Origin of the sequence: Stenotrophomonas sp. yr243 (assembly GCF_900184195.1) — a bacterium.
Classification (GTDB): domain Bacteria; phylum Pseudomonadota; class Gammaproteobacteria; order Xanthomonadales; family Xanthomonadaceae; genus Stenotrophomonas; species Stenotrophomonas lactitubi.
Map to the genome: position 1 here is coordinate 449,514 of NZ_FXWT01000001.1, position 14,755 is coordinate 464,268.

The window sequence follows — 14,755 nt, forward strand, 5'->3', positions numbered from 1 at the left end:
GGGCGGCGCTTCGGCCGTTTCACGGGCACGAGGTGTCGACCGCGGATCTGGGTCAGCCTTGAAGTATGCCACGGCCCCGGGCATTCGTCCTTGGGCCGTTTGGCAGGGGGTGCTGCGGGTTTACAGGGGCGGCGCTACCGCCCCGCGTGCTGCGTAGAAGGACTCGCGGAAGGCCAGGAAGGTTCCCGCCTCGATGGCCGCGCGGATGTCGGCCATCAGTTTTTCGTAATAGAAGAGGTTGTGCTGGGTGCCCAGCATCGGCGCCAGCATCTCGTTGCAGCGGTCCAGATGGCGCAGGTACGAGCGGGTATAGCCGCCGGCGCAGGCCACGCAGCCACAGCCCGGCTCGATCGGGTCCATGTCCCGCGCGTACTGTGAATTGCGGATGCGGACGGTGCCGAACGAGGTGAAATAGTGGCCGTTGCGCGCATTCCGGGTCGGCATCACGCAATCGAACATGTCCACGCCACGTGCGACACCCTCGACCAGGTCCTCAGGGCGGCCCACGCCCATCAGGTAGCGCGGACGGTCGGCGGGCAGCTCGGGGTCCAGATGGTCGAGCATGGCATTGCGCTCGTCTTCCGGCTCACCCACGGCCAGGCCGCCGATGGCATAGCCGTCGAAGCCGATCCCCTGCAGGGCCTCGGCCGAACGGCTGCGCAGCTCGGTATGCACCCCGCCCTGGACGATGCCGAACAGGGCAGCATCATTGCCGAGCTCGTCATGCGCGTTGCGGCTGCGCTGCGCCCAGCGCAGGCTCAGCTCCATCGAGCGGCGGGCGACGTCCTCGGTGGCCGGGTACGGCGTGCACTCGTCGAAGATCATCACCACGTCCGAATCGAGCACCTTCTGGATCTTCATGCTCTCTTCCGGCCCCAGGAACACCCGGGCACCGTCGGTCGGCGAGGCGAAGGTCACGCCCTGCTCGGTGATCTTGCGGCGATGGGCCAGCGAGAACACCTGGAAGCCGCCGGAGTCGGTCAGGATCGGGCCATCCCAGCGGCAGAAGCCATGCAGGCCGCCATGGTCGGCGATGATGTCCAGGCCCGGGCGCAGGTACAGGTGGAAGGTGTTGCCGAGGATGATCTCGGCGCCCAGTGCCCGCACCTGGTCCGGCAGGATGCCCTTGACCGAGCCATAGGTTCCCACCGGCATGAAGGCCGGCGTTTCCACCGTGCCACGCGGGAAGGTCAGGCGGCCACGGCGGGCGCGGCCATCACGGGTCTGGAGCTGGAACTGCAATCGGGACATGGAGCGGTCATTCGGGCAAATAGTCGCCCATTGTCTCCCAAAACCGCCTTTTCTGCTCCGGTAGCGCCGGGCCATGCCCGGCGGATGGCCAGCAAGTGCGCACCAACGGTACGCACCCACCACAAGCGAATGCCGGCGCCCTACCCCGCCTGCGGGAACAGCAACATCGCGTCGCCGTAGCTGAAGAAGCGATAACGCTGCTCGATCGCGTGCTGGTAAGCCTCGAACACCCGTTCCTTGCCGGCAAAGGCCGAGATCATCATCAGCAGCGTGCTTTCCGGCAGGTGGAAGTTGGTCACCATCGCGTCGACGCTGCGGATCCGGTAGCCCGGGGTGATGAAGATCTGCGTTTCGCCAGCGAACGGCAGCAGTTCGCCATCGCGCATCGCGCTTTCCAGCGCGCGCACCACGGTCGTGCCCACGCCGATCACCCGGCCACCGGCCGCACGCGTGCGCCGCACCTGCTGCACCAGCTCTGCACCCACGTTCAGCCACTCGCGGTGCATCACGTGGTCCTTCAGGTCGTCGGCGCGCACCGGCTGGAACGTGCCTGCGCCCACGTGCAGGGTGACGTGGCCGAAATCCACGCCCTTGTCCTTCAGGACCGCCAGCAGCGCTTCATCGAAATGCAGGCCGGCGGTCGGCGCCGCCACTGCGCCCACTTCGCGGGCAAACACGGTCTGGTAGCGCTCGCGATCGTCCACGCCCGGCTCGCGCTGGATGTAAGGTGGCAACGGCAGCCGGCCAGCGTGCAGCAGCCACTGTTCCAGCGACTCCGGCACATGGAACTGCAGCACGTAGAACTCGCCGTCGCGACCCAGCACCTCGGCTTCGCCACCGGCATCCAGGGCAATGCGGCTGCCGGGCTTCGGCGACTTGCTGGCACCCACCTGCGCACGGGCCTGCTGGCCGCCGAGCAGGCGCTCGATCAGGATCTCCACGCGGCCACCGCTGGCCTTCTGCCCGAACAGGCGCGCGGGGATCACCCGGGTGTCGTTGAACACCAGCAGATCGCCCGGTTGCAGCAGCGACGGCAGGTCACGCACCTGCAGGTCGGTGAAGTCAGCAGGAGCCGCCGGTACCAGCAACAGACGGCTCGCCGAGCGTTCGGCCAAGGGTGCCTGGGCGATCAGTTCGGCCGGCAGGTCGTAATGGAAATCGGACTTCTTCAAGGCAGTGGACGGCAACAGGTCGACAATGGCGCGCATTGTACGTCCAGCGTCTGCGAGCCTGCGCTGCGGACCTCGAACGTCGCGCAAAATGCTGCTATGCAGCAGTCTTTTGCGGGGTTATCGCGCAAAAAAACAAGTGCTAGCATCGACGAGGAAGTCCGCTGCACGAGCCCGCCCCAAGCGCGCGTGAAGACGCGCGTTTTGCTTTTGAAGGCCCGTGCGACCCAACGTTTCAGGAGATCTGCAATGAGCTTCATCGAACGCCTCGCCCCCCTCCGCGCCCAGCCCGGCACCCGCCTCACCAACGGCCTGGATGACGCAACCCTGACCGGCCTCGCCGCCAACCACCCGCAACTGGTTGCCGCGGTCGATGCCGCCGCCGCCGAATTCGCGCGCGTGCAGGCCGAGCTGGGGCCGCTGCTGGCACAGGATGAGCAGGCGCAGATCGATGCCATGCAGGACGGCTTCGTCAATTTCTACGCCGATGATGCGGTGACCCCGTACGTGGCGTTGGCCGCACGCGGCCCGTGGGTGGTCACCCTGAAGGGCGCGGTGCTGTACGACGCCGGTGGCTACGGCATGCTCGGCTTCGGCCACACCCCCGATGCGGTCATGGAAGCGATGTCACGGCCGCAGGTGATGGCCAACATCATGACCCCCAGCCTGTCCCAGCAGCGCTTCATCACCGCGCTGCGGGCCGAGATCGGCCACCGTCGTGGCGGCTGTCCGTTCACCCGCTTCATGTGCCTGAATTCCGGTTCGGAAGCGGTTGGCCTGGCTGCGCGCATCGCCGACGTCAACGCCAAGCTGCAGACCGACCCGGGCGCCCGCCATGCCGGTGCGGCGATCAAGCGCGTGGTCATCAAGGGCAGCTTCCACGGCCGAACCGACCGCCCGGCGCTGTATTCCGATTCCAGCCGCAAGACCTACATGCAGCACCTGGCCAGCTACCGTGGCGAGGAGTCGGTGATCACCGTCGCACCGTACGACGAGGTCGGCCTGCGCAAGGTGTTCGAGGATGCCGCGCACAACAACTGGTTCATCGAAGCGGTGTTCCTGGAGCCGGTGATGGGCGAAGGTGACCCGGGCCGCTCCGTGCCGCCGGCGTTCTATGCGCTGGCCCGCGAACTGACCCGCGCCCACGGCAGCCTGCTGCTGCTGGACTCGATCCAGGCCGGCCTGCGCGCCCACGGCGTACTGTCGGTGGTCGACTATCCGGGCTTCGAAGGCCTGGATGCACCGGACATGGAAACCTATTCCAAGGCGCTGAACGCTGCACAGTACCCGCTGTCGGTGCTGGCAGTGACCGAGCACGCCGCACAGCTGTACCGCAAGGGCATCTACGGCAACACGATGACCAGCAACCCGCGTGCGCTGGACGTGGCCTGCGCCACCCTGGCCCAGCTGACCCCGCAGGTCCGCGCGGCGATCGCCGAGCGCGGCGCTGAGGCCGTGCGCAAGCTGGAGCAGCTGAAGAACGAACTGGGCGGCCTGATCACCAAGGTGCAGGGCACCGGTCTGCTGTTCTCCTGCGAGCTGGCGCCGCAGTTCAAGTGCTATGGCGCCAATTCCACCGAGGAATGGCTGCGCCAGCACGGCATCAACGTGATCCACGGCGGCGAGAACTCGCTGCGCTTCACCCCGCACTTCGGCATGGACAGCAGCGAGCTGGACCTGCTGGTGGGCATGGTGGGCCGCGCGCTGCGTGAAGGGCCCCGCCGCGAGCAGGCGGCCGCTGCGTAACCGCAGACCCTCGTAGAGCCGGGCGCTGCCCGGCTGAATGCTGACGGGCTGGCGGAGATCTGAACGAAATGCCGCCGGGCATGGCCCGGCGCTACAGAGAACAACGGCAAGGCCTCATAATTGCCCGGACACCCCGCCCTGCGACCGGCTTCACTGGTCGACCGCGGGGCGTTTTCGTTTCCGGCCAAGACAGGAAGATCCATGAAGTCGATCTGTGTGTACTGCGGTTCCAACGCTGGCAGCAAGCCGGTCTACACCGAACGCGCCATTGCGCTGGGCGATCGCATCGCCCGCGACGGCATGCGTCTGGTGTACGGCGGCGGCAATGTCGGCCTGATGGGCACCGTGGCCAATGCCGTGCTCGCCGCCGGCGGTGAGGTCACCGGCGTGATTCCGCGCCAGCTGGCCGACTGGGAAGTGGCCCATCGCGGCCTGACCGAACTGGAGATCGTCGGTTCGATGCATGAGCGCAAGTCGCGCATGTTCGATCTGTCCGATGGCTTCGTCGCCCTGCCCGGCGGCTTCGGCACCATGGAAGAGATCTTCGAGATGCTGACCTGGCGCCAGCTCGGCATCGGCAACAAGCCCTGCGCGTTCCTTGATGTGGACGGCTTCTACGCACCGCTGATCGGCATGATCGATCGCATGGTGGAAGAGCGCTTCCTGCACCCGGAGCAGCGCCAGGACCTGTGGTATGGCTCGGATATCGAGGAAATGCTGACCTGGATGAAGAACTACCAGCCGGCCCAGGCCTCGAAGTGGATCGACGAGAAGCGACGCGCGGCGCTGCGTTGAAGACTGCGTGCGCGGTGGCTCAGGCCGCCGCGCGCGTCCACGGTGCCGGCCGGCCCAGCAGGTAGCCCTGGCCGTAGTCGCAGCCGAGCTCGAACAGCGTGTCACGCTGCGCCTCGGTCTCGATGCCTTCGCCGATGGTCTCGATGCCCAGCGTGCGGGCCAGTGACAGCACTCCCTCGACCAGCGCGCGCGTACTCTGCGCCTCCGGCCCGTGCAGGCCGGCAATGAAGCTCTGGTCGATCTTCAACGTGCTGATCGGGAAGCGGTGCAGGTAGGACAGCGCCGAGAAGCCGGTACCGAAATCATCCAGCTGCACCTGGATGCCGCGTTCGCGCAGACCCTTGAGGATGTGCAGCGTATGCGGACCATCGTCGAGCAGCGCGACCTCGGTAATCTCCAGGCGCAGCCGCCGTGGATCGGCGTTGCAGGCCTCCAGCAAACCATACAGGCGACCGCTGAACTCGGCGGAGCGGAAATGCCGTGGCGACACGTTGACCGAGACATAACCACGCCCGCCGTCGGCAAGGCCGGCAATGACCTGCTCATAGATCAGCCAGTCGACCTGTTCGATCAGACCACTTTCCTCGCCCAGTTCCAGGAACGCGCCCGGCAGCAATAGGCCGCGGCGCTCGTGCTTCCAGCGCAGCAGGGCTTCGTGGCCAACCACTTCGCCATCGGACAGGCGCACGATCGGCTGGTAAAACGGCACGAAATCACGGTTGTTGATCGCGCGCCGCAGGTCAGCCTCAAGATCCAGGCTGCGCAGCGCCTGCTCGCGCATCTCCTCGTCGAAGATCGAGCAGCGGTCGTGGCCCTGGGCCTTGGCCCGGTACATCGCCGCATCGGCATCGCGCAGCAGCTCCTCGCCGGTGCGGTAGCGCGGGTTCCACAGGGCGATGCCCAGGCTGCCGGACGGAAACAGCTCGCGACCGGCGATCCACATCGACTCCTGCAGTGCCAACAACAACCGCTGGCCGAAATCCAGGGCCTGCGCCAGTCCGTCCGGGCATTGCAGCAGCACGGCGAACTCATCGCCGCCCAAGCGCGCAACCACGTCGTTGTCACCCGCCATCGATACGATGCGCTTGGCCACTTCCACCAGCATGCGATCGCCGGCGGCGTGGCCGATGCTGTCGTTGACCAGCTTGAAGCGGTCAAGGTCCAGGAACAGCACCGCGAACACCGGCCCGCCTTCGCGCCGGGCCAGTGCGAGCGCATCCTGCAGCCTGTCCAGCAGGTGCAGGCGGTTGGGCAGCCCGGTCAACGCGTCGTGCATGGCCTGATGGGTGAGGCGCTGCTCGGCGCGCAGGCGTTCGCCGATCTGGCCCAGCAGCTTCTCATTGACCTCGCCCAGTTCGCGGGTGCGCTCTTCCACCCGTTTTTCCAGCTCGGCATGCGCCGAGCGCAGGCGCTGCTGGTCGCGCTGGCGCGCAAGACCGGTGCCGATGTTCTGTGCGACGAAAATCAGCAGGCGCTGGTCATGCACACTGAAGGCGATCTGCTCGGTGTAGCTCTGCACCACGATCGCGCCGACCACTTCGTCGTCGCGCAGCAGCGGCACACCGAGCCAGCACTGCGAACGTGCACCGGATTCACGTACCTCGCCGGTTTCCAGCAGCGCATCGATCTGTGCACGCGAGGCCAGCAGCGGTCGCCGATGACGGACCACATATTCGGTCAACCCTCGGCTGAACGCGCGCGGTGCACGACTGGCGTTGTGCTCGTCTACCGAATAGACGAAATCCAGCCCGTCGCTCTCGGCATTGACCAGCGCGATATAGAAGTTGCGCGCATCCAGCAAGCGCCCGACCACGCCGTGCACCTGCCCGTAGAACTGCGCCAGGCTGTCGGCCGACATCGCCATCTCGGCAATGTTGTACAGCGCGGTCTGCAGCTGCTCTGCACGACGGCGCTCGGCCACTTCATCCTGCAGGCTGAGATTGGCGCGCTGCAGCTCCTGCGTGCGCCGTTCCACCTGCTGCTCCAGCCGCACCTGCGCCTGGCGGCGGTCCATGGCGGTCTGCACGTGCTGGGCAACAAAACCCAGCAGCGCCCGTTCGGCTTCGCCGTAGCGGTCGGCATGCTCGTAACTCTGCACCACGATCGCACCGCACACGCGGCCATCGCGCAGCATCGGCACGCCCAGCCAGTCCAGGCTTTCCGGGCCGCGTTGCGGGTCGTGCTCCTGGTCTACCCGCGCCAGCAGTTCGCGCGAAGGTCCGCTCAGCGGCCGGCCATGCCGCAGCAACGCCACGGTCAGGCTGCGCGGCATCTGGTCGATGTCGTAGCTCTGTGCAGGATCGGCAACGAAGTCATCGACCTGGTCGGCGAAGTACAGGAAGCGGATCTGCCGGCGGGCATCGTCATACTCGACGATGTAGCAGTTCTGCGCATACATCAGTGTGCCCAGCACGCCATGCACGTGGCGCAGCATCTCGCCCATTTCCAGGTCGGCACCGGCCAGGTCGGCAATCTGGAACAAGGCCTGCTGCAATCGTTCGGCCTGTTCCAGCGCCTTGATCTGACCCGCTTGGCGGTCGCGCTGCAAGGCCAGCTCCATCGCCTGCCGGGCCAGCCCCCACCAGGCCGGGGAGGGTGTCGCCCCGCGCACCGACAGCAGCAGGCGGGCGCCGTCGTACTCCCAGCCATGACGGCCTTCGGCATGGTCGGCCAAGGGCTGCCAGACGTCCTCGCCGCCGCCACCGATCGGCCAACCGCCCTGCCCGCTGCCGAGCTGCGGATCGTCCCAACCGACGCGCACGACCGCCGATTCCGGCAGCAGCGCATGCAGCGCGCGCACCAGCGCCGCGCTCAGCACAGGCTCGTTGTGTGACGCTTCCAGCGCGCGGTCGGCTTCGGTGGACAAATGACGTTCTCTTGGCGCCGCCTGAGCGCCGCCTCCCCTGAATTACCGAGCATAACGCGCCACCCGGGGGGCAATGGAAGCCCGGTAACCCCGAAACGTGCCGTCGGGCGTTTTTCCTGTCGATCCTCTCCTGATTCCCGCCGTGACCGTCGCCCTGTCCCACGCCATCGCCGGCTATGCGCCACCGCCTGCAGGGCTTACCCTGTACCGCGTGGATGCCAGTGCCCTGCCAACCGATGAAGCCTTGATGCTGGCCTGGGCCGCCGGTGACGTGCACGCGTTCGAAAGCCTGTATGCACGTCATCGCAAGCGCCTGTTCGGCTTCCTGCTGCGGCAGCTGCGCGACACCGCGCTGGCCGAGGAGATGTTCCAGGACGTCTGGCAACGGGTGATCAGCGCACGGGCCGGCTGGCAGGCCGACGCGGCCTTCAGCACCTGGCTGTTCCGCATCGCCCACAACCGCCTGAACGACCACTGGCGCGCCGCCCGCCATCGCCCTGCTGCACCGGCCGATGCCGATCTGCGCCTGGCCGCGCTGGAGGATGGGCAGACCCCGGAAGCGGAACTGTCCGAATTCGAACAACGTCGCCGCATCCAACTGGCGATGGAAGAGCTGCCCGCAGAACAGCGTGAAGTGCTGCAGCTGCGGCTGGAACAGGAACTGAGCCTGGAGGAGATCGGCCAGATCACCGGCGTTGGCCGGGAAACCGTGAAATCGCGGCTGCGCTATGCGATGGACAAGCTGCGTGCGGGACTGAACGCATGAACCGAGACGATCCCCTGACCCCGGAAGAACGCGAGCTGGCACGCCTGCTTGGGCGACGCGCCGAACAGGGCCCTCCGCCGGCGCTGGACGCGGCGATCCTGGCCGCTGCGCGTGCGGCCGTGGACACGCCAGCACGCGAGGCGCCTCCGCCCCCGGTCGCACCGCGCACGCTGCGACCGCGCCGCCGTTGGCCGGCCGTATTCGGCGTGGCCGCATCGACGGTGTTCGCCGTGGGCATTGCCTGGCAGATGCGTCCAGAGCCGCCGTCGGCCCCGGCGGAGGCGGCTGCCACCGCGCCGGCTGCACAGGAAATGGCGGCCGATGCGAACGCCGAAGGCATGGCCTACGACAGCGCGGCCGCCGATGTCGCGGCCACCGAACCGGCACCTGCACCGACAGCAGGTGCTGCACCTGCGGCCGCTGAGGCAGCACCGGCTCGGGCAGCGACCATCGCAGACGTGCCGAAACCCGCGCCCGCCGCACCTCGGCAATTGCCTGCCCCGATGATGGCGCCGGCTCCACCACCTGCGCCTGCCGCCGACACCGCCTTTGCCTCGCCTGCGATGCCTGCGGCAGCGCCACCCGCACCCGAAGCCTATTCGGCGCCTGCACCTGCAGCCGCGCCTGCGGTTCCTGCCGCTGCGATGAAGGCGCGCAAGGCCACTGCAACGACGGCGGAATCGATGACCTCCGCACAGGCCACGGCCGAAGACCGCATCGCGCTCACCTCGAGCAAGCAGGACGCGGCCGGCAGAACCGCGCCTGGTGTCATGCGCCGCGCCAGCGACGCAGGCCTCAGCGCGGAGGCCGTACAGGCCGAAGTGCAGGCCGACGCCGGGCTGCCCCGCCGGCAATGGCTGCAGAAGATCCGCGAGCGTCGCGACGCCGGCCAGCGCGACCTGGCCCGGGCGAGCCTGGAGCGTTACCTGCAGACCTATCCAGAGGCGCGCCTGCCAAAGGATGTGCGGCCATTGCTGGACGACTGAAGCACGTCGACGGCAAGCCCGTAGAATGAAGGGAATGCCCGATACCCTCGCCCGACCGGTCAGCCACACCCTGGACGTCAAGCACAGCCGCTTCATCGCGCATGCCGCGCCGATCGAGGGTGCGTCTGCTGCGCTGGCATTTCTGCAGGAGGTGGCCGTGGCCGATGCGACCCACAACTGCTGGGCCTACCGGCACGGCCAGGACTATCGCTCCAGCGACGATGGCGAGCCGGCCGGCACCGCTGGCCGGCCGATCCTGGCGGCCATTGATGGCCAGGGATTCGACCGGGTGATGGTGGTGGTCACCCGCTGGTTCGGGGGCATCAAGCTGGGCGCCGGCGGCCTGGTCCGCGCGTACGGCGGCGCCGCTGCCGAATGCCTGCGCACCGCGCCACGCCTGCCGCTGGTCGCGATGGCGCGGCTGCAGCTGTTGGCTGGATTCGAGGACCTCGGCGCGCTGCACGCCGCCCTGCCCGCCCACGCCGCCGAAAAGCGCGATGAACAGTTCGATGCAAATGGCGTGAGATTGCGGGTGGAATTGCCCGCAGACCAGGTCGACGCATTGAAAACCCGCCTGCGCGACGCCACCCGTGATCGTATCCGTATCCAAGATGACCTCCTCGATGACTGACAAGGACGCACCGGCCACCGATCCGGCTTCCCCGCCGCTGCGCCGCCTCGGCAGCCTGCGCACGCTGTGGCCGTTCGTGCGCCGCCACAGCGGATTGTTCAGCGCCTGGCTGCTGGCCCTGGCCGTTTCTTCGGCGGCGACCCTGAGCCTGCCGCCGGCCGTGAAGCAGATGATCGACCACGGCTTCAGCAGCGGTGGCCAGATCAACCGTGCCTTTGCACTGCTGATGCTGGTCGCGGTGGTGCTGGCGTTGGCAACGGCCGCGCGTTTCTACTTTGTTTCGTTGCTCGGCGAAAAGGTCGTGGCGGATCTGCGCAGCCGCCTCTACGCACACCTGATCCAGCTCGGCGCCGGCTTCCACGATCGCAGCCGCAGCGGCGAACTGGTTTCGCGCCTGACCGCCGACAGCGAACTGCTGCGCAGCGTGGTCGGCTCGACCATGTCCGTGGCGCTGCGCAGCAGCGTCACCGTGGTCGGCAGCCTGGCGATGCTGTTCGTCACCAGCCCGCGGCTGGCCGCCTGGTCGCTGCTCGGCATCCCGCTGGCGGTGCTGCCGATCATCATCGGCGCGCGCAAGCTGCGTACCATCGCGCGCAGCAGCCAGGACCGCATCGCCGATGCCAACAGCCTGGCCAGCGAAACGCTGGGTGCGGTGCGCACCGTGCAGGCGCATGCGCGCGAGCCCTATGAACGCGGCCGTTTCGACCATGCGCTGGGCGATGCGATCCGTGCCGCGCGTCGGCGCATCGGTGCGCAGTCGCTGGTCACCGCCAGCGCCATCCTGCTGGTGTTCGGCGCGATTGTCGGTGTGTTGTGGTTGGGCGCGCACGACGTCATCGACGGGCGCCTCAGCGCCGGTACGCTGGGCCAGTTCGTGCTGTACGCACTGATCGGCGGCGGTTCGGTCGGCGCTTTGGCCGAAGTGTGGAATGAACTGCAGCGCGCGTCCGGCGGCATGGGCCGCATCGGCGAGTTGCTGCAGGAAGACATCGAGATCCGTGCGCCGGCCAAGCCGCACGCGCTGCCACAGCCGCTGCGTGGCGAAATCCACTTCGACGACGTAGTGTTCAACTACCCGCAGCGACCGGATCAGGCCGCACTGGACCATTTCAACCTGCACGTGCGACCGGGTGAAACCGTCGCTCTGGTCGGCCCGTCAGGCGCCGGCAAGAGCACGGTGCTGTCGATGCTGCTGCGCTTTCACGATCCGGCAGCCGGCCGCATCTGCGTGGACGGCATCGATGTACGCGAGGTCGATCCGGCGGAGCTTCGCGCGCAGCTCGCGCTGGTGCCACAGCAGCCGACATTGTTCGCCGCCAGTGCACGCGACAACATCCGCTATGGCCGGCTGGAGGCCAGCGACGCCGAGGTGGAAGATGCAGCCCGCGCCGCCGAGGCCGACGCCTTCCTGCGTGCGCTGCCGGAGGGCTACGACAGCGAACTGGGCGAGCGCGGTGCCCGCCTGTCCGGTGGCCAGCAGCAACGCGTGGCAATCGCCCGTGCCTTGCTGAAGGACGCACCGATCCTGCTGCTCGACGAAGCCACCAGCGCGCTGGACGCGCAGAGCGAATACGGCGTGCAGCAGGCACTGGAACGATTGATGGCCGGGCGTACCACGGTGGTCATCGCCCACCGGCTGGCGACCGTGCTGAAGGCCGACCGCATCGTGGTGATGGATCATGGCCGCATCGTGGCCGAAGGCACGCATGCTGAGCTGCTGGCTGAAGGCGGCCTGTATGCCGAGCTTGCACGCCTGCAGTTCATCGATTGATGACGGCCGGCTAACACCGGCCGGATCACTCTGACGGGGTAGCGATGAACCACTGAAGGAGGTCACGTATGTCGTTCCGTCAGTTCCCTGCTGTCGACAGCAATGGCGAAAGCCACATCATCATCGAGTTCAAGCCCGAGGCCAGCGGCAGCGGGCATGGCTCCGAGATAACGCCGCGTTATGAACTCGACGACGGCCGCCAGCTGGTGCGCAACGGCCGCGAATTCACCACCAGCGGTGGTGAGGTCAGGCTGTCGATCTAACGGTCCGCTGTAGCGCCGGGCCACGCTTGGCTCAGCCGTTGGTTCCGTCAAAAAAAGGTTGGTCATTTTTTGACCAACCATCTTGACAGCCTTGCCCGCCAAGGCCTGCAGCCGGTTATCCACATGTTTGCGCAGAAGCCATCCACACGCCCTGTGGATGAATGTTCTATGCGAGCACCCGACCGATCCCGCTGGCATCCACCTCGGCGGCGGCGGCGGCGATAGCCTCCGGCTCGCTGCCTGCCACGAAACCGATGCGGAAATGCACCTCGCCGGCGGGCGTGCGCGAGGAATGGATCGAGGCCAGGCTGATGCCATGCTGCTCGAACACGTTGAGCAGTTCGCGCAGCGAACCCGCGCGGTCTTCAGGCAGATGCACCGACAGTGCGTTGCGCTCGGTCAGGTCGGCCAGCAGATAGCCGACGCGCTCGAAGGTGTAGTTTCCCGCAGCCAGCGCCTGATCGCCGAAGGCACTTCTGTTGGCCCCAAGCAGGTGTTCGCGGAATGCGCCGCGCGCGGCATCGTCGCCCTGCCCGACCTGCGCCTGCAGCGTCTGCAGCTGGCCGATCAGGCGTTGCAGCATCGGCGCCACATAGGGATTGCCGAACTGGATGTCTTCGTAGATCGCCGGATTCAACGACAGGATGCGCGAGATGATCGCCGTATCCAGTTCGAACGAAGCCGATCGATACGGCAGCATCGCCGCCAGCGTGCCCAACTGCGGCTGGTACTCGCGCAGCACACCCGCCTGGGCCAGATGGGTCGCATGCACCATCGCCTGCACCAGCGCCATCATCTGGTCATGGTGCTGCGGCGTGGCCCGCACGCACTCTGCCTGCAGTGCCAGGCACAGCGCGTCCACCCAGGGCCGCCAGTGCTGCAGTCGCGCCTCGCAGACCACCATCACCCGGCCTTTCAGCGTCGGCGCCTTGGGCGGCGCCGTCATCGGATGCAGACCCACCACCTCGGCGCGCGAGGCCAGCATCGCCTGCACCGGCGCTTCCTTCACCGAGGTTACATCCAGCCACAAGCGTTCCTGTTCGCGGCCAGCCGACAGGCGCGCGTACTCGGCGATCAACGCGGACGTGTGCCGGATGGGTGCGGAGAACACCAGCACATCGGCCTGTTCGAGCAGCTGCTCCGGCGCATGCGAGCTCGGATCGGCCGGATCGTGGCCGATCACCTGTACCTGCATGTGCTGTTCGAAGAACCGGGTCAGCCAGCGCCCATAGGCGCCGGCACTGCCGACGATGCCGACCGTGCGCGGCGTGCGTTCGTGCAGCTCGCTCATGCCAGCCGTTCAGCGCGGAAGCGCATCCCGTCGGCCAAGGCCGCCGGCGCGGCCGCGATCACGTCGAACTCTTCGAAGCCATGGGCCAGGGTCGCCTCCAGCGCCGCGTGGGTGCCGGCGATGGCACGCGAGATGGCCATCTGCATCGGCTCACCGCGCAGCAGGAAGGACACCATCAGCGACATCAGCACATCGCCGGTACCGGCCACGTCGACCGGCAGCAGCGGCGAGGTCCAGCGCCAGGTTTCCTCGCGCCCCACAGCCAGCGTCACCAGCTCGCCCGGATTGCCGCCGACGCTGTGGGCCAGCACCCACTGCGGCCCCCGTGCCAGCAACGCGCGCGAGGCGGTGATGGCATCGGCTTCGACCAGCGCGGGCATGCCGGTCAGGCGACCGAGTTCGAAGGCATTGGGGGTGACCAGCCAGGCATGCGGTAGCAGGCGTTCAGCGAAGATCGCTTCCAGGCCTGGCTCCACGTAGGGACCGGTGTGGGTATCGCCGATCACCGGGTCCAGGCAGTAGCGCAGCTGCGGGCATGCCGGCAGGATCTCGTCCAGCCAATCGGCAAACGCGGCACCATTGGAGGCGCTGCCGAAGTAGCCGGACACCAGCATCTTCGCCCGCTGCGGAAGACCACGTTCGCGCGTGCCGAGCAGCAGGTCGGCGAACCAGTCGCTGGGCAGCACACGGCCACGGGTGGTCTCGTAGAACGGCGCATTGCTCAGCAGCGTGGTCGGGATCGAGGCCACGCGCACGCCGAGCGCGCGCATCGGCGGCAGCGCGGCACTGTTACCGGCATGGCCGTAGACCAGTTGCGATTGGACCGAAATGACATCGATCGGCGAAGGGCCGTCGGGCCGCTGGCGGCGACCGTGGACCAAGTGGTTGTCGAGGGATTCGCTCATGCCCGCATTCTACGCCCAAGGGGCTTTTCGGCAGGGCTGCGCCCTGCACCTGCAGAGGCAACAGCCAAGGCCACGGCAACAGCAACAGCGACATTCCGAGAGATGGCGGGGCACTGTGGGTTTGCGGGGCCGCCGTAAACCCGTCCATGGGGGCTTGGTCGCCGCATCCATGCGGCTCACACCCCGCAAACCCACAGTGCCCCACCTTCGACAGTTCCCCGCGAGCAGTAGATCCACGCCATGCGTGGATGAATCTCTGTCGAAGTCGAATATCTCAAATCTGAATCGAAGAGCATCCACGCATGGCGTGGATCT

General features: G+C 67.4%; 12 protein-coding genes. 7 read left to right on the forward strand and 5 right to left on the reverse strand.

Annotated elements, in window-relative coordinates:
• Positions 1-120 precede the first annotated feature (120 nt).
• Together tgt and queA are read right to left on the reverse strand one after the other, a co-directional pair.
• Complete coding sequence (gene tgt, locus QOL57_RS02075) at positions 121-1,251, reverse strand: tRNA guanosine(34) transglycosylase Tgt (RefSeq protein ID WP_089240482.1); 1,131 nt, start codon at positions 1,249-1,251, stop codon at positions 121-123.
• 140 nt (positions 1,252-1,391) lie between these two features.
• The gene (gene queA, locus QOL57_RS02080) at positions 1,392-2,423 is read right to left on the reverse strand and encodes a tRNA preQ1(34) S-adenosylmethionine ribosyltransferase-isomerase QueA (protein ID WP_089241264.1); all 1,032 of its coding nucleotides are present in this window, start codon (positions 2,421-2,423) and stop codon (positions 1,392-1,394) included.
• 246 nt (positions 2,424-2,669) lie between these two features.
• Between queA and QOL57_RS02085 the strand changes: the two genes are divergently transcribed.
• Together QOL57_RS02085 and QOL57_RS02090 are read left to right on the forward strand one after the other, a co-directional pair.
• The gene (locus QOL57_RS02085) at positions 2,670-4,166 is read left to right on the forward strand and encodes an aminotransferase class III-fold pyridoxal phosphate-dependent enzyme (RefSeq protein WP_089240480.1); all 1,497 of its coding nucleotides are present in this window, start codon (positions 2,670-2,672) and stop codon (positions 4,164-4,166) included.
• Positions 4,167-4,367: 201 nt separating this feature from the next.
• Positions 4,368-4,961 carry a TIGR00730 family Rossman fold protein gene (locus QOL57_RS02090; protein WP_089240478.1) on the forward strand — a complete coding sequence of 198 codons (594 nt, stop codon included), beginning with the start codon at positions 4,368-4,370 and terminating at the stop codon, positions 4,959-4,961.
• Between the two features lie 19 nt (positions 4,962-4,980).
• On the opposite strand, the gene QOL57_RS02095 is transcribed toward QOL57_RS02090, so the two are convergent.
• Entirely contained in the window at positions 4,981-7,827 is a 2,847-nt protein-coding gene (locus QOL57_RS02095; protein ID WP_089240476.1) for an EAL domain-containing protein, read from the reverse strand.
• A 247-nt stretch (positions 7,828-8,074) separates the two neighbouring features.
• Between QOL57_RS02095 and QOL57_RS02100 the strand changes: the two genes are divergently transcribed.
• The 5 genes from QOL57_RS02100 (at position 8,075) to QOL57_RS02120 (ending at position 12,244) form a co-directional block, all read left to right on the forward strand.
• Positions 8,075-8,593, forward strand: a complete 519-nt coding sequence (locus QOL57_RS02100; protein WP_218946912.1) for an RNA polymerase sigma factor — start codon at positions 8,075-8,077, stop codon at positions 8,591-8,593.
• Complete coding sequence (locus QOL57_RS02105; protein WP_089240472.1) at positions 8,590-9,579, forward strand: hypothetical protein; 990 nt, start codon at positions 8,590-8,592, stop codon at positions 9,577-9,579. The genes QOL57_RS02100 and QOL57_RS02105 overlap by 4 nt, the downstream gene beginning before the upstream one ends.
• Before the next feature lie 34 nt (positions 9,580-9,613).
• Positions 9,614-10,210: a YigZ family protein gene (locus QOL57_RS02110; RefSeq protein WP_089240470.1), complete on the forward strand. Its 597-nt coding sequence runs from the start codon at positions 9,614-9,616 to the stop codon at positions 10,208-10,210.
• Positions 10,203-11,981, forward strand: a complete 1,779-nt coding sequence (locus QOL57_RS02115) for an ABC transporter transmembrane domain-containing protein (RefSeq protein ID WP_089240468.1) — start codon at positions 10,203-10,205, stop codon at positions 11,979-11,981. Before QOL57_RS02110 ends, QOL57_RS02115 begins: the two co-directional genes overlap by 8 nt.
• A gap of 68 nt (positions 11,982-12,049) precedes the next feature.
• The gene (locus tag QOL57_RS02120) at positions 12,050-12,244 is read left to right on the forward strand and encodes a hypothetical protein (protein WP_089240466.1); all 195 of its coding nucleotides are present in this window, start codon (positions 12,050-12,052) and stop codon (positions 12,242-12,244) included.
• Positions 12,245-12,410: 166 nt separating this feature from the next.
• Here the strand turns inward: QOL57_RS02120 and QOL57_RS02125 are convergent, their stop codons facing one another.
• Positions 12,411-13,535, reverse strand: coding sequence for a prephenate dehydrogenase (locus QOL57_RS02125; RefSeq protein WP_089240464.1), 1,125 nt, complete (start codon positions 13,533-13,535; stop codon positions 12,411-12,413).
• A complete protein-coding gene (pdxY, locus tag QOL57_RS02130) occupies positions 13,532-14,440 on the reverse strand; it encodes a pyridoxal kinase (RefSeq protein WP_089240462.1) in 909 nt (302 codons plus the stop codon). Before pdxY ends, QOL57_RS02125 begins: the two co-directional genes overlap by 4 nt.
• Positions 14,441-14,755: the final 315 nt, after the last annotated feature.

What these genes read in the sequence shown, in the direction of transcription:
- QOL57_RS02125 (WP_089240464.1), bottom strand. Translation starts at nt 13,535, where the DNA reads ATGAGCGAGCTGCACGAACGCACGCCGCGCACGGTCGGCATCGTCGGC.
- tgt (WP_089240482.1), bottom strand. Translation starts at nt 1,251, where the DNA reads ATGTCCCGATTGCAGTTCCAGCTCCAGACCCGTGATGGCCGCGCCCGC.
- QOL57_RS02105 (WP_089240472.1), top strand. Translation starts at nt 8,590, where the DNA reads ATGAACCGAGACGATCCCCTGACCCCGGAAGAACGCGAGCTGGCACGC.
- QOL57_RS02085 (WP_089240480.1), top strand. Translation starts at nt 2,670, where the DNA reads ATGAGCTTCATCGAACGCCTCGCCCCCCTCCGCGCCCAGCCCGGCACC.
- QOL57_RS02100 (WP_218946912.1), top strand. Translation starts at nt 8,075, where the DNA reads ATGCTGGCCTGGGCCGCCGGTGACGTGCACGCGTTCGAAAGCCTGTAT.
- QOL57_RS02090 (WP_089240478.1), top strand. Translation starts at nt 4,368, where the DNA reads ATGAAGTCGATCTGTGTGTACTGCGGTTCCAACGCTGGCAGCAAGCCG.
- QOL57_RS02120 (WP_089240466.1), top strand. Translation starts at nt 12,050, where the DNA reads ATGTCGTTCCGTCAGTTCCCTGCTGTCGACAGCAATGGCGAAAGCCAC.
- pdxY (WP_089240462.1), bottom strand. Translation starts at nt 14,440, where the DNA reads ATGAGCGAATCCCTCGACAACCACTTGGTCCACGGTCGCCGCCAGCGG.
- QOL57_RS02110 (WP_089240470.1), top strand. Translation starts at nt 9,614, where the DNA reads ATGCCCGATACCCTCGCCCGACCGGTCAGCCACACCCTGGACGTCAAG.
- QOL57_RS02115 (WP_089240468.1), top strand. Translation starts at nt 10,203, where the DNA reads ATGACTGACAAGGACGCACCGGCCACCGATCCGGCTTCCCCGCCGCTG.